This window comes from Halobacillus litoralis, from assembly GCF_009856415.1.
In the GTDB taxonomy this organism is placed as follows: Bacteria; Bacillota; Bacilli; order Bacillales; family Halobacillaceae; genus Halobacillus; species Halobacillus litoralis_C.
On sequence record NZ_WMEZ01000001.1, the window covers coordinates 606,534 to 620,050 of the forward strand.

Annotated in this window: 13 protein-coding genes; 11 read left to right on the plus strand and 2 right to left on the minus strand. The window is 42.7% G+C overall.

Going from position 1 to position 13,517, the window contains the following annotated elements; all coding sequences use genetic code 11:
- Window positions 1-8: 8 nt before the first annotated feature.
- The 9 genes from panC to nth all read left to right on the plus strand — a co-directional run bounded on the left by panC (window position 9) and on the right by nth (window position 8,872).
- Window positions 9-875, plus strand: coding sequence for a pantoate--beta-alanine ligase (gene panC, locus GLV98_RS03305; RefSeq protein WP_160912064.1), 867 nt, complete (start codon window positions 9-11; stop codon window positions 873-875).
- 21 nt (window positions 876-896) lie between these two features.
- On the plus strand, window positions 897-1,286 hold the full coding sequence (gene panD / locus GLV98_RS03310) for an aspartate 1-decarboxylase (protein WP_160912066.1): 390 nt from the start codon (window positions 897-899) through the stop codon (window positions 1,284-1,286).
- A gap of 83 nt (window positions 1,287-1,369) precedes the next feature.
- On the plus strand, window positions 1,370-4,174 hold the full coding sequence (gene dinG, locus GLV98_RS03315) for an ATP-dependent DNA helicase DinG (protein WP_160912068.1): 2,805 nt from the start codon (window positions 1,370-1,372) through the stop codon (window positions 4,172-4,174).
- A 69-nt stretch (window positions 4,175-4,243) separates the two neighbouring features.
- Window positions 4,244-4,414 carry a YpmA family protein gene (locus GLV98_RS03320; RefSeq protein WP_089652552.1) on the plus strand — a complete coding sequence of 57 codons (171 nt, stop codon included), beginning with the start codon at window positions 4,244-4,246 and terminating at the stop codon, window positions 4,412-4,414.
- Window positions 4,377-4,904 (plus strand): DUF5590 domain-containing protein, encoded by a 528-nt coding sequence (locus tag GLV98_RS03325; protein ID WP_160912070.1) that lies wholly within the window; start codon window positions 4,377-4,379, stop codon window positions 4,902-4,904. Before GLV98_RS03320 ends, GLV98_RS03325 begins: the two co-directional genes overlap by 38 nt.
- 15 nt (window positions 4,905-4,919) lie before the next feature.
- Window positions 4,920-6,104 carry a pyridoxal phosphate-dependent aminotransferase gene (locus tag GLV98_RS03330; protein WP_160912072.1) on the plus strand — a complete coding sequence of 395 codons (1,185 nt, stop codon included), beginning with the start codon at window positions 4,920-4,922 and terminating at the stop codon, window positions 6,102-6,104.
- Between the two features lie 18 nt (window positions 6,105-6,122).
- Entirely contained in the window at window positions 6,123-7,415 is a 1,293-nt protein-coding gene (asnS, locus tag GLV98_RS03335; RefSeq protein WP_160912074.1) for an asparagine--tRNA ligase, read from the plus strand.
- A 93-nt stretch (window positions 7,416-7,508) separates the two neighbouring features.
- Window positions 7,509-8,204 (plus strand): DnaD domain-containing protein, encoded by a 696-nt coding sequence (locus tag GLV98_RS03340; protein ID WP_160912076.1) that lies wholly within the window; start codon window positions 7,509-7,511, stop codon window positions 8,202-8,204.
- A gap of 8 nt (window positions 8,205-8,212) precedes the next feature.
- Entirely contained in the window at window positions 8,213-8,872 is a 660-nt protein-coding gene (gene nth, locus GLV98_RS03345) for an endonuclease III (RefSeq protein WP_160912078.1), read from the plus strand.
- Window positions 8,873-8,909: 37 nt separating this feature from the next.
- On the opposite strand, the gene GLV98_RS03350 is transcribed toward nth, so the two are convergent.
- Window positions 8,910-11,594: a PBP1A family penicillin-binding protein gene (locus GLV98_RS03350; RefSeq protein WP_160912081.1), complete on the minus strand. Its 2,685-nt coding sequence runs from the start codon at window positions 11,592-11,594 to the stop codon at window positions 8,910-8,912.
- 16 nt (window positions 11,595-11,610) lie between these two features.
- On the minus strand, window positions 11,611-12,201 hold the full coding sequence (recU, locus tag GLV98_RS03355) for a Holliday junction resolvase RecU (protein WP_160912083.1): 591 nt from the start codon (window positions 12,199-12,201) through the stop codon (window positions 11,611-11,613).
- Between the two features lie 579 nt (window positions 12,202-12,780).
- On the opposite strand from recU, the gene GLV98_RS03360 reads away from it, so the two are divergent.
- Window positions 12,781-13,047 carry a hypothetical protein gene (locus GLV98_RS03360; RefSeq protein ID WP_160912085.1) on the plus strand — a complete coding sequence of 89 codons (267 nt, stop codon included), beginning with the start codon at window positions 12,781-12,783 and terminating at the stop codon, window positions 13,045-13,047.
- 56 nt (window positions 13,048-13,103) lie between these two features.
- Window positions 13,104-13,475: a YppE family protein gene (locus GLV98_RS03365; RefSeq protein ID WP_160912087.1), complete on the plus strand. Its 372-nt coding sequence runs from the start codon at window positions 13,104-13,106 to the stop codon at window positions 13,473-13,475.
- The last annotated feature ends 42 nt before the right edge of the window (window positions 13,476-13,517 follow it).

Below are 13,517 nucleotides of genomic sequence, written 5' to 3' on the forward strand. Positions count from 1 at the left end.
GGTGTAAAATGAAAGTATTAAGAGAAATAGATCAAGTGAACACATTAGTTTCAGAGTGGACGAAAAATGGGGAGAGTATTGGCTTCGTCCCTACGATGGGCTACCTTCATGAGGGTCATATCCGCCTGATCAAAGAAGCAAAGAAAGAAAATGATAAGGTGATTCTCAGCATTTTCGTTAACCCGCTTCAGTTTGGGAAAGGGGAAGATTTGGATACATATCCTCGCGATGAGGACCATGATCGTCATGTAGCAAAAGAAAACGGCGTTGATCTTGTTTTTCTTCCTACCAATGAAACCATGTATCCGCAGCCATTATCCGTGAATATGACGGTCACCAATCGGACAAATGTCTTGTGCGGGAAGAGCCGTCCGGGTCACTTTGATGGAGTGGTTACGGTCCTTACAAAGCTATTCAATATTACGAGGCCTGACAACGTCTACTTCGGAATGAAGGATGCCCAACAAGTAGCTGTCGTAGATGCCTTGATCAAAGACTATAATATGCCTGTCAATCTCATCGCTGTTCCTACGGTTAGGGAGGAAGACGGTCTTGCTAAAAGCAGTAGAAATGTCCGACTGTCTGATGAGGAACGAAAAGAGGCTCCGTCCATACAGGAAGCGCTGCAGTATGGCAGGAAACTTGTTATGGAAGGGCAAAACTCCAAAGAAATGATCATTGAGGCGACAGTGAAGTTTCTTGAACAGAAAACTCATGGTAAGATAGATTATATTGAATTATTATCTTATCCTGAGTTAGAATTTATAGAGAAGATCGATCGTCCTGTGATTCTCGCAGCGGCTGTATTCTATGATAATGTGAGGTTGATTGACAATGTCGTCTTCGATCATGAAGGACTTGTCATTTATGGGTGATCGTCAAGGAGGCCATTTCATATGTTACGTACAATGATGAAAGCAAAAATACACCGGGCACGCGTAACGGAAGCGAATTTGAACTATGTTGGAAGTGTCACGATCGATCAGGATCTGCTTGATCAAGTCGGTATACTTCCCCATGAAAAAGTGCAGATTGTGAACAATAATAATGGTGAACGTCTAGAAACCTATGTTATTGCTGGTAAGCGTGGGAGTGGTGTGGTCTGCCTGAATGGTGCAGCGGCCCGCTGTGTTCAGCCTGATGATATTGTCATTATCGTTTCCTATGCGATGCTTGATGAAGAAGAGCTGGAAGAGTTTCGTCCAAAGATTGCCCTCATGGATGAGAACAATAGGGTTGAGCAAATCATCGAGGAAGAACCACCTTTACAAGCATTGCCATTATAAGAAGTGACTAGCGAGTGAAGAAAGGATCTATGCCACGTTCTTAGGCAAGGTCCTTCCTTTTTGTTGTGAAAGTAGGGATGAACATGAAAAGATTTGCAATTGTGGATTTAGAGACAACAGGAAATGCGGCTTCAAAAGGGGATCGAATCATTGAAATCGGTGTCGTCGTCATGGAGGAAGATGGGACAATCGTGGAAGAGTTTTCTTCCCTTGTTTATCCAGAGAAAGAGATCCCTCCGTTTATCCGGTCATTAACCGGGATTGAAAATGACGATGTTTTAGATGCACCGCTTTTTTCTGAAATTGTAGGGGATGTCTATCCTCTGTTTCAGCATGCTTATATCGTGGCGCATAACATCGAGTTCGATCTTGGATTTCTGAATGACGAACTAGCACGATGCGGATATCAACCTTTACATAATCCTATTATTGATACCGTTGAATTCGCACGCATTCTTATGCCGACTTCTCCTACTTTCAAGCTGGGGCAGCTAGCAGAACTTTTAGAGATGGGTCATGATCGACCACACCGAGCTTTATCAGACGCTCAAGTGACCGCTGATTTACTTCTTTATTTATTGAAAGAACTTCAGCGTCTCCCAGAGCGTACGATCCATCATCTGCTAAAGATCGAAGGGAAATTGAAAAGTGATTTTCGAGAGTTCTTCCTTAAATATTTGGAGGAAAAGCGGTATGGCAGCGGTAGTGAATCCGATGTGATGCTGAAGCACGGAATCGCCGTACGGAAACAAGTGCCTGACCGTTCTTCTAAATCTGTACAACTTCCACCGTTCGATAAGTGGAAAACACAAGTTTTTGAAGGGGAAAACGGCCTTGGAAGCCTGCTTCCTCATTATGAAATCCGCAAAGGACAGCAGGATATGACGGCAAAGGTCAAGCAAGCTCTTGAAGAGAACAAACATGCAATAGTAGAAGCAGGTGCCGGAACAGGAAAGTCTGTCGCTTACCTCCTATCCGCAGCATTTCAAGCGATGGATCATGGTAAACGTGTCGTCGTATCTACACATACAACGAGTCTGCAAAAACAATTACTAGAGGAAGAAATCCCTAAAGTCGAGCGGATGTTCCCGCGCCCGATTAAAGCAGTACTGTATAAAGGGAAATCGCATTATATTAGCTTGATTCACTTCCATTATGAGCTTGAGAGGTCGTACCAGGATAATTATGATATTGCACTGACAAAGGCGATGATTCTCGTATGGTTGACTCAAACGCGTACCGGGGATGTGGATGAAATCCAACTTCCTTCTAATGGCAGACAATTTTGGCACAAAGTATCCTCGGAACAGTCTAGCAAAACCGTAAGGCTCGGTTTCACGGACGACAGCTTTTTCCAATGGGCCCAGGAGAAAGCGGCTCAAGCGGACCTTGTGATTACCAACCATGCACTTCTTTGTATGGATATCATGAAGGAAGAATCGGTCCTTCCGGATTATGAGCATGTAATTATCGATGAAGCTCATCATTTGGAGGCAGTAGCAAGTCGGTACTTTGGCGTGCGAATGAATTACCGTGAACTTCAACGTCATTTGACTCAATTTGGAGAGATCTTTCATAAGAACCTTTATAAAGAATGGTCTTTACAGGAAGATTTTTATTCGAACCTGATCAGAGGACAACAATCGATTGACGAAGCGAAGGAAGAGCTGAGTCATTTTTCACGTTATATCTATCAAAGTGTCAAAAAACAGCAGAAAAGGTTAGGGAAAGGGAAAAGTGACATTGGCCGTACCCAGCTTCTTTTAAAACCTGGAGAGATGCCTTCGTTTATAGACACGGCCAAAGAGATGTCCCATCGTTTCTTAGCGATGATAAAAAGGTTGATTGTCCACATGGGAAAAATGGAGGAACAGTTGAAAATGCAGCTTGCGGTTAGAGAAGACTACAGTATTCCCATTCTTCTCTCTCGGTTGAACAATCAAATCGATGTTTGCCACCAGATCCGCTCTCAGCTCATTCATTACTTTGATTTTACAAGAGAAGAAGAAGTGAAGTGGGTAGAAATTGAAGGAGAAGGCGCCGTAAACGCAATCTACTTATTCAGTGAGCCCTATGATGTCGCGCACCTTCTCGAACAACGGCTTTTCAGAAGAAAGGGCAGTGCTATTTTGACGAGTGCCACCTTATCTACAGATGGTTCTTTCGGGTACATTCGAAAATCTTTGGGGTTGGAAAACTTTACCAACGCCATTGAAGCTATTATTCCATCTCCTTATCAGTTCAAGGAGCAGGTTCAGCTTATGGTTCCGAATGATTTTCCCAATATAAAAAATGATCCCGACTCGTTTGTTGAAGCGCTTAGCGAAGCGATTTATTCCGTTGCCGAAGTGACGAAGGGAAGAATGCTCATATTGTTTACTTCTTATGAAATGCTTCGTCAAACCTACACACTTCTTAAAGAGTTTATTGATCCAGAAGAGTTCATGGTATTCGCACAAGGGGTATCAAGTGGAAGTAGAGATCGACTGAAAAAAAACTTTCAAGCGTTCGATCAGGCAATTCTTTTGGGGACGAGTTCCTTCTGGGAAGGTGTGGACATACCTGGAGAGGATCTCTCCTGTTTGATGATGGTCCGTTTACCTTTTCAACCACCAGATCAGCCTATTCAATCAATGAGAAACGAAAGAATGCAAAATGAAGGGAAAAATTCTTTTATGGAGAAATCCCTTCCTCATGCCATCATTCGGTTCAAACAAGGTTTCGGAAGGCTTATAAGGAGCAGCTCCGATCGAGGAGTCGTTTTTATATGTGATCAACGGTTGATGGAGGCGCGATATGGGAAATACTTCCTCAATTCTTTGCCGGAAGTCCCTGTATCTTATGAGTCTACCCGTCAGTTGATCAATAAGATCGAGAAATGGCTTTGACTCTAGCGCATTGGACTAGACGAACCTGTTATAATAAAAAGCGGAACCCGCAAATGGAGGTTTTTACCGATGGAAAATAAGATTGAAACGTTATCGACAGTCAGAATCCAAAAGTCTGATGATCTTTATAAAATCGTCGATACATTGAACCGTACGCTGAAAGAAAATAATTTGATGTTTGGGTTGGCACTGGATGATGACGATGCTGAGACCGCAGTCTTCACCATTTACCGTACCTAGTTGGTTGAAGTGGAGCCTTGCGATAGCAGGAACCCTGTTCATTCTGGCTTTTATCCTTTTTCTATGGGTCTATATAGATGTGAATCAGGACCGGAAAGAAGGTCACCCTCAAGCTGAAGCGATCGCTCAAGAACAAGGGGGCCTTACCAGGATCGACCATGTATCTACATACCATGGCCAAAGAGAATTTCATATCGTCCAAGGAACTAAGGAATCCAATGAAGCATCTATTCTATTCATAGACATAAAGGAAAAAACGATCCTTGATGAAGTTTCTAGGGAAGACGTACTGTCATCGGAGGAAATGCGCTCCCGGTGGGAGAATACTTGCTCCAATTGTACATTCAAAGATATACAATATGGTTTTGAGGAAAACGAACCTGTCTTTCAATTGACTTATATCGATGAACAGAACCGTTACGTATTGGATTATTTCACATTGCAGGGTGAAGCGTTTGATCAGCGTTTTGCTTTCAGACAGAATGAGTAGAAGGAGTGAACGTTTATGGAATTAGCACAACGTGTGCAAGCTTTAACACCATCAACAACATTGGCGATCACAGCCAAAGCGAAAGCATTGAAGGCGGAAGGCCATGATGTGATTGGATTGGGAGCAGGCGAGCCTGACTTCAATACACCATCTTATATCTTGGATGCTGCCAAGCGTGCGATGGATGAAGGAATGACGAAATACACACCAGCTGGTGGAGTTCCTGAGCTGAAGAACAGCATTACTGCGAAGCTGAAACGGGACCAGGGCCTAACCTATACCAATGAACAAATCATCGTAACCACAGGTGCAAAACATGCGTTGTTCACATTGTTCCAGGTCCTTTTGAATGAGGGGGATGAAGTCATCGTTCCTGCTCCATACTGGGTCAGTTATCCAGAACAAATTAAACTTGCTGAAGGTACGCCTGTCATTGTATCAGCGGAGGAATCCAATAATTTTAAGCTTACACCAGAGCAACTGAAAGAAGCCATCACCCCTAAAACGAAAGCCGTGATCATTAATTCACCAAGTAACCCGACAGGTATGATGTATTCAGAATCAGAATTAAAGGCACTTGGAGAAGTGTGCCTTGAGCATGACGTCCTCATTGTATCGGATGAAATTTACGAAAAATTGATCTATACAGATGAAAAACATGTTTCCGTAGCACAGCTGTCACAAGAACTTTATGATCAGACGATCATTATCAACGGGGTTTCCAAATCCCATTCCATGACAGGGTGGAGGATCGGTTTTGCAGCCGGAAATAAAACCGTCATTAAAGCGATGTCCAATATGGCTTCCCATTCGACATCAAACCCGACGACTATTGCCCAGTACGCGGCACTCGCTGCTTATACGGCTTCTGAAGAAAAAGTAGACGAAATGAAAGAGGCGTTCAAAGAGCGTCTGGATGTCCTTCACAAGCGACTGGTTCAAATTCCTGGTGTAAACTGTGCGAAACCATCCGGCGCGTTCTACCTTTTCCCGAATGTGAAAGAAGCGGTTGAGCAGGGTGGCTTTGAGGACGTGGATGCATGGGTGAAAGCTCTTTTGGATGAAGAAAAAGTTGCGCTCGTCCCGGGATCTGGATTCGGTAGTCCGGATAATGTGCGTCTGTCCTATGCGACATCTTTGGATCAGCTTGAAAAAGCAGCTGATCGAATCGAACGTTTTGTAAACAAACATCAATCTTAAGCTTTTGGAGGTTTTAGTGTGAAAACAACGATATCTGAAGTATCAAAATATGTAGGAGAAGAAGTGACGTTAGGTGCTTGGCTTAGTAATAAACGCTCCAGTGGTAAAATTGCCTTCTTGCAACTTCGTGATGGAACAGGATTTATGCAAGGGATCGTCGTTAAAGCAGAAATCGGTGAAGATAAGTTCCAAGATGCGAAAGCTTTAACACAGGAGTCTTCCCTATATGTCACAGGTGTGATCGTGGAAGATACTCGTTCTCCACTTGGATATGAAATGCAAGTGAAGGATTTTGAAGTGATTCATGAAGCGGTCGACTATCCGATCACACCAAAGGAACACGGTCCAGAGTTCCTGATGGATCATCGCCATTTGTGGTTACGTTCTAAGCGTCAACATGCCGTCATGAAAGTACGAAATGAAATCATTCGTTCCACATACGAATTTTTCAATGACAATGGGTATGTCAAAATCGATCCACCTATTCTTACGGGATCATCAGCGGAAGGAACGACAGAACTCTTCCATACGAAATATTTTGATGAAGATGCTTACTTGTCTCAAAGTGGTCAGCTCTACATGGAAGCAGCTGCGATGGCTTTTGGACGTGTTTTCAGTTTCGGCCCAACGTTCCGCGCTGAGAAATCAAAGACCCGTCGTCATTTGATTGAATTCTGGATGATTGAGCCTGAAATGGCCTTCATGGACCATGAAGACAGTCTTCAAGTACAGGAACAGTATGTTTCTCATGTCGTTCAATCGGTGCTTAAAAACTGTAAGATTGAACTTGATGCACTAGGCCGTGATACAGAGAAACTTGAAAAAATCCAAGCTCCATTCCCACGCATTAGTTATGACGATGCCATCCAACTTTTGAAAGATAAAGGGTTTGATGATATCGAATGGGGAGAAGATTTTGGTGCCCCACATGAAACAGCTATTGCAGAAAGCTATGATAAGCCTGTTTTCATAACGAATTATCCTGCTGAAATCAAAGCATTCTATATGAAGCCAGACCCAGAGCGCCCGGAAGTGGTTCTATGTGCCGACTTGATCGCTCCTGAAGGATACGGTGAAATTATCGGTGGATCTCAAAGAATTGATGATCTAGAGTTAATGCAGCAGAGGTATGAAGAACATGATCTCACAGGGGATGCGTACAAATGGTATTTACAATTACGTGAGTACGGTAGTGTTCCACATTCTGGCTTCGGACTGGGACTTGAACGTACCGTCGCTTGGATTTCCGGCGTCGAGCACGTTCGCGAAACGATTCCATTCCCTCGTCTATTGAATCGCCTTTACCCGTGATCACTAATCATGTGGATGAACGAACACCGATTTAACGCCTAGTGGCTTATCGGTGTTTTTCATTCCATGAAGATAATGAATGGAGGGATTAATTTGGCTAAATACCAAAGCTTTCAGAACATCATGGATAACCAAATGGTCGTTCCAACGAAACTGCTTGAAAGTTTCCATCAGCTGAAGTTGAATGAAACAGAAGTGGTCGTACTTTTACAAATCCACCGTTTTCGCACAGAAGGAAACGGTTTTCCTACACCTGAACAACTGGCAGCCCATCTTTCTATTACGGCTCAAGAATGTTCACGAGTGCTCCGAAGCTTGATCCAAAAAAGAATGTTGACCATTGAACAAAATCAAAATGAAGCCCGTGTCCTTAATGAATATTACTCTCTGGAACCTTTATGGGAAAAGCTGTTTGCTGTCACACCCAAGTCACAAACGAATGACCGGTCGTATGATGAAAATATTTTCCCATTGTTTGAACAAGAATTCGGGAGACCTCTGTCTCCATTTGAAATTGAAACCATAAATATATGGTTGGATGAGGAAGAGCAATCTCCAGCATTGATTAAGGCCGCGTTAAGAGAAGCTGTATTAATGAGCAAATTGAACTTCAAGTACATTGATCGCATCCTGAGGGAGTGGAAGCGTAAAGGTGTCAAAACGGTGGAACAAGCCCGGGAACAGGGCAAGCAGTTCCGACAAGGACAACAGGCGCCTAAAACCCAAAAGCAGGAAAATAAAAAGCGGGATATCTCCCTTTACTATAACTGGCTGGAGGAGGATTCTTAAAACACACGATGTTGAACAAACAGCAAATCCGTCATTGTTTAGATACGTTTGAGGAAATGTTTCCTGAGGCCGAGTGCGAATTAACGCACAGCAATCCTTTTGAACTCCTTGTTGCCGTCGTTCTATCTGCACAAGCGACTGATGCATTAGTGAACAAGGTGACCCCTCAACTTTTTGAGAAATATAAAAAGCCCGAGGATTATATCGCTGTGCCTTTGGAAGAGCTTCAGGATGATATCAAACGAATCGGCTTATACAGGAACAAGGCAAAGAATATAAAAAAACTTTCCCAAACGCTTGTAGAGAAATTTAATGGGGAAGTGCCCCCGACAAAAAAAGAGCTGGAGAGCTTAGCTGGTGTAGGTAGGAAAACAGCAAACGTCGTAGCTTCCGTAGCTTTCGATGAACCTGCCATAGCGGTGGATACGCACGTGGAGCGTGTTTCCAAACGTCTCGCATTTTGTCGTTGGAAAGATTCTGTTTTGGAAGTCGAAAAGACGTTGATGAGGAAAATCCCGGTAGAAGAGTGGAGTGTGACTCATCATCGTATGATCTTTTTCGGACGCTATCACTGTAAAGCTCAACGGCCGAATTGTGAAGAGTGTCCTTTATTATTTTTGTGCAGAGAAGGGCAGAAAAGAATGAAAAAGAAAGAGAAAACATCATAAAAAATACCCTCTCGAATATTCGAGAGGGTATTTTTGTTTAGGCTGCATCTTCTTGATTTTCCTGATCGTCTTCAGCTGGCGGTTGTTCTTCATCGGAACCACTGTCACCGCCTGAATCAGAATCATCACCTTGATTTTGTTCTTCATTTTCACTGTCATTATTGTCGGATTCGTCGCCTTGGCCATCGCCTTGACCTTGGCCACCATTTTGACCTTGGCCACCATCTTGGCCATTACCCTGATCATTATTTCCTTGACCATCTCCGTTATTGTTTCCGTTCCTGTCATTATTTCCTTGCCCGTCTCCGTCTTCATTCTCTTCAGGAGCACCTTCATCTTCAGTGTTCTCTCCTTCGTCTTCCTGATTTTCTCCGTCTTCGGATTCATCAGGAGTTTCCTGTTCAAGAGAACCTGGGGCTTGAACCTTGACAGTAGCCGGATCACTATTTGCCGTATTATCGTCATCACTGATGACCACTACAGCAAATTCGTAGGAAGCACCCGGATCCACGTTCGTAATCTCGACACTTGTTTCTTTCGTTGTTGTCAATTCTCTCATTTCTCCACCATCAATGGAGGCAGCAATACGGAAACTAACTCCATCTGTATTTCCGTAGGACCAAGAAAGATCGATGCTGGAGGTTTCTTCATTAAATTTACCTGCCAATGATTGGACGGGATCCAGCTGCTGATACGTTTCTGATACTTTAGATGGCTGATTATCTACATGGAACAGTTCTGTCACAATCCGGTCCGAAGGAGTATATTCACTAGGTAAACGTGCAGGTCTTGAACCTTTTTCTACATCTACCCAAGCTACGGAATCCGGTTTAGTAAAGTCGGCTGTATCTATTCCTTGCGATAATTGATTCATCAGAGGCTTGTAAATCTGTTTGGGTATATTTTTTGCCGCCTGCGACATTGGATCTTCTCCATCGTAACCAGACCAAATGGATATGGAATAGTTCGTTGTGTACCCATTGAACCAGGAGTCTGATGCCGAATCTCCACGGTTTGTCGTTCCGGTTTTTCCTGCGTCAGGTACACCAGGCACATTGGCAGCCGTTCCTGTACCTTCACTCATAGTCGTTTGAAGCATGTTAGAGATCATGAATGCTGTGTAACTGTTCATCGCAGACTTAGGCTCAGGAGTCAGGTCAATCGTTCCTTCACCGGGTACTTCGACTTTTGTTACAGTATGCGGTTCATTATATACGCCTTCATTACCAAAGGCAGCGTAGGCAGCCGCCATTTCTTTAGGGTTTGTTCCCACTCCGCCTCCAATGGCATCTGAAAGCATAAAACCATTTTCAGGGACTTTAAAACCTAGTCCACTTGCGAACTCTTCCGCTTTATCGATCCCTACTTCTTCCATCAATTTAATGGTTGGGATATTTAATGAACGGCTTAATGCGTATCTTGCTGAGACCCATCCTCTGAACTCATTATCAAAGTTGCTTGGTGTCCAACCGTCATTAACATCAAATTCAGTTTTTTCATCTTTAATCTGATGATAGGTGGACATTTTATTATATTGTATGGCTGGGCCATAAGCAGTGATTGGTTTGAATGTAGAGCCTGGTTGACGATTGATTTGTGTAGCCGTATTGAATTGACCTTTTTGATAGTTTCGGCCTCCGCCAATCGCTCGGATGGCACCTGTCTGTGTATCGGTTACAGCAACTCCAGCCATTAATTTCTCATCCGGCCAAGGGGTAGGACCCTCATTGCTTAAGAGCTGTTGAACTTGTTCCTGTGCTTTAGGGTCGAGCGTAGTATAAATTTTCAGCCCATCTTTGTAAATATCTGAACCGTCCATTTTCTCTTTAATTTCTCGCTCGACTTCATCGATGAACGCTTGGAATGGTGCTTCTTTTTCAGGTTGTCTTTCAATCAGCATGTCTTCGATTTTCACTTGTCGTGCTTCTTCAGCTTCTGCTTCTGTTATTTTCCCGTGTTGCACCATCAAACTAAGGACCGTGTTCATTCGATCCTTCGCTAAATCTGGATTTTCAAATGGCATATAACCACTAGGCCTTTGTGGCAGGCCTGCTAAAAGGGCGGCTTCGGGAAGTGTTAACTCACTGAGTTCTTTTTTACCGAAGTAAGTTTCCGCAGCTTCAGCAACACCGTAAGCACCTGCACCGTAGTAAATCTTATTTAAGTACATCTCCAAAATCTTTTCCTTGGAATATTCCTGGTCTAACTTTATAGCCAAGTACTGTTCTTGAACTTTACGCTTTATGGTTTTATCTTTCGTTAAGAATGATTCTTTGACGACTTGCTGCGTGATTGTACTGGCTCCTTCAGCACCGAACCCGCCAGTAATGTTGGCCAGGACCGCGCCACCGATTCTTCGGAAGTCAATTCCGATATGATCAAAAAAGCGTACATCTTCTGTGGCTAATACGGCGTCTTCAAGAACAGGAGGGATGTCGTTATACGTGATTTTCGTACGACGTTCATCACCGGCTAAATCAGCAAACAGGTCCCCGTTTTTGTCGTAAACTTTGGAAGAGAATGGATCGGATAATTTCGATTCATCTAAACTTGGAGCTGTAGCGACATAATAGGCAAATAAAGCTCCAACTCCTAACATCAGTACGACCCCGATGGTTAAAAGGGTCATAAAAATCCTTTTGAATTTTGAAGTGCTTTTTCCTTTTTTCGACGATTTCATCTGTTTTCTTCTTGCTGTACGTGACTGGCTATCGTTGGCCATTTACATTTCCTCCATTTCAGAAATAAAGCTTATCGATGGCAGTGGCATAATGAACCCTTGCCTGATAATGAAAAGGGATATGGATTCCTTCTTCCTTAATATAAGGATAAGGAATCGATTTCCTTCCACCATTCCACTGATTTTCCCAATAGGTGAAGATTGATGAGGATGGAAGGAGGTACGTCTCGTCCAAAGGTGTAAACTTTATGAGCATAAAGCTAATTCCACCATGGGCTTGGACAGCCCTCATATGGTCAATCTGGTGTTGGTGGACATTACTTAATGGAAAAGAAGTTTTGTTTTTCGTTTCTTTTGCCTCAAAATCGATGTACTTCCCACGATAAACTCCATTAAAGTCAGTCGTTGAAGCTTGTTTGAAATAGGCTTCTTTAATGACGGCGGCGCTGCGCTTCGGATAATCCACTTGTACAATTTGCACAGGCGTAGGTTTTTTATGAACCACCGCAACTCCTGCTTGCAAATAATATTCGTTTGTTACATTAATGTCTTCTTCCAGTGACATTCCCCTGTTACTGAAATCAGGTTTTGTTTTTCCTTTAGGAGCTAAGTTTGTCTTGGAACCACGTCTCCCATTGGGATAATTCACAACCAATCCCTCCCCATAGCCATGAGAGTATCATACCAAATTTTCATGTCCAAGAATATATACATGCGACTCATTTTATTTAGACGTTTGAAAGAAAGGAAAGTTTCACCTGTTCACACGATTGACACATATAAGGAAACCGCCATGACTATCTTCCCTTCCATGTTCCATTCAAAACCCTAATCATATTCTTTCGAGAAAGGAAGTTGTTTTTTGTCTCGTTTAGGGAGTGAATGGTTCTCTTTACATGTAATTAAGAAATGCAAGAAAGATGCAGTCTTTTCCGCATTTTCATACGTGTTATAAAAAAAGCTGCTGCTATAAAAAATAGCAACAGCTTCTGTACAATCACGTAGAAGGGCGGTTCTCACCAGCTAATTTAGGATTGTCCGTTTTTGCCGGTGTCGGTTTCTTATTTTTCTGTTCTTTTTTCTTAGCCATATGCTTTTCTCCTTTTATGTCGAAGATTAAAGTCTGGTTTGACTTGTTTTGTTGCTTTAGTTCTAGTCTTGTCATCCGTAGAGGAGTTATGCATCCATTAGAGAAATTGTAAAACACCAATAAAAGGGGGAGTAGTGTATGAAGAAAAATAGTGTCATCACACCGTATGAATTTGAGGAGCAGCTCTCGCACTTACAGGAGAAATTCTCCTTACTTGAGCGCAGGTTGTCAATCAAAGCAGATGAAATCGTGTTCAATATGGCCGTCTCCCACCGTAAAGAAATCGATGAATTGAAGAATGAAGTCTTCGGCCTCCGAGATGAATTAAGGAAGATGAAAAGAGAACGTCGGTTTGAATATATGGGGAAAGTTGCTCAACAAGCCAGGCGTCGTTCCGTAGGTTGATTTTGATACCCTTTGTTCCCTCATGATATTATGAAGGAGGAAAGGTGTGGGAATTTATGAATTTAAAAGCCAATACGAACGAATTGAAGCGTTTAATTGATGAACGCCATCAACGCTTTTTAAATACGGAAGGTCCTGTAGATAAAAAAAACTATGACTTTTTCAATCAGGTTAAAAAGGAAACAGATCCGATGTTCCGATTGACCAACGAATGGGTTAAGGAAGCAGAAGCTTTCGTGAAAGACCGAAAGACGAATGTGCATCCAAACCAAGTTAAATCAACACATGAAAATATTGAAATGATCATCCTCCATAGTTATTATCTGGATGTCCATCGTAAAAGGTTCAAAGAATTGTATCAGTCCTCTCATTATGTTTTGGATATGGTCCTTGACGATATAGAACAAAATGAAAAAAGCTCCTCATAAGGGAGCTTTTTTCATTTGGATTAAGTCTTTAGGGATATCCTT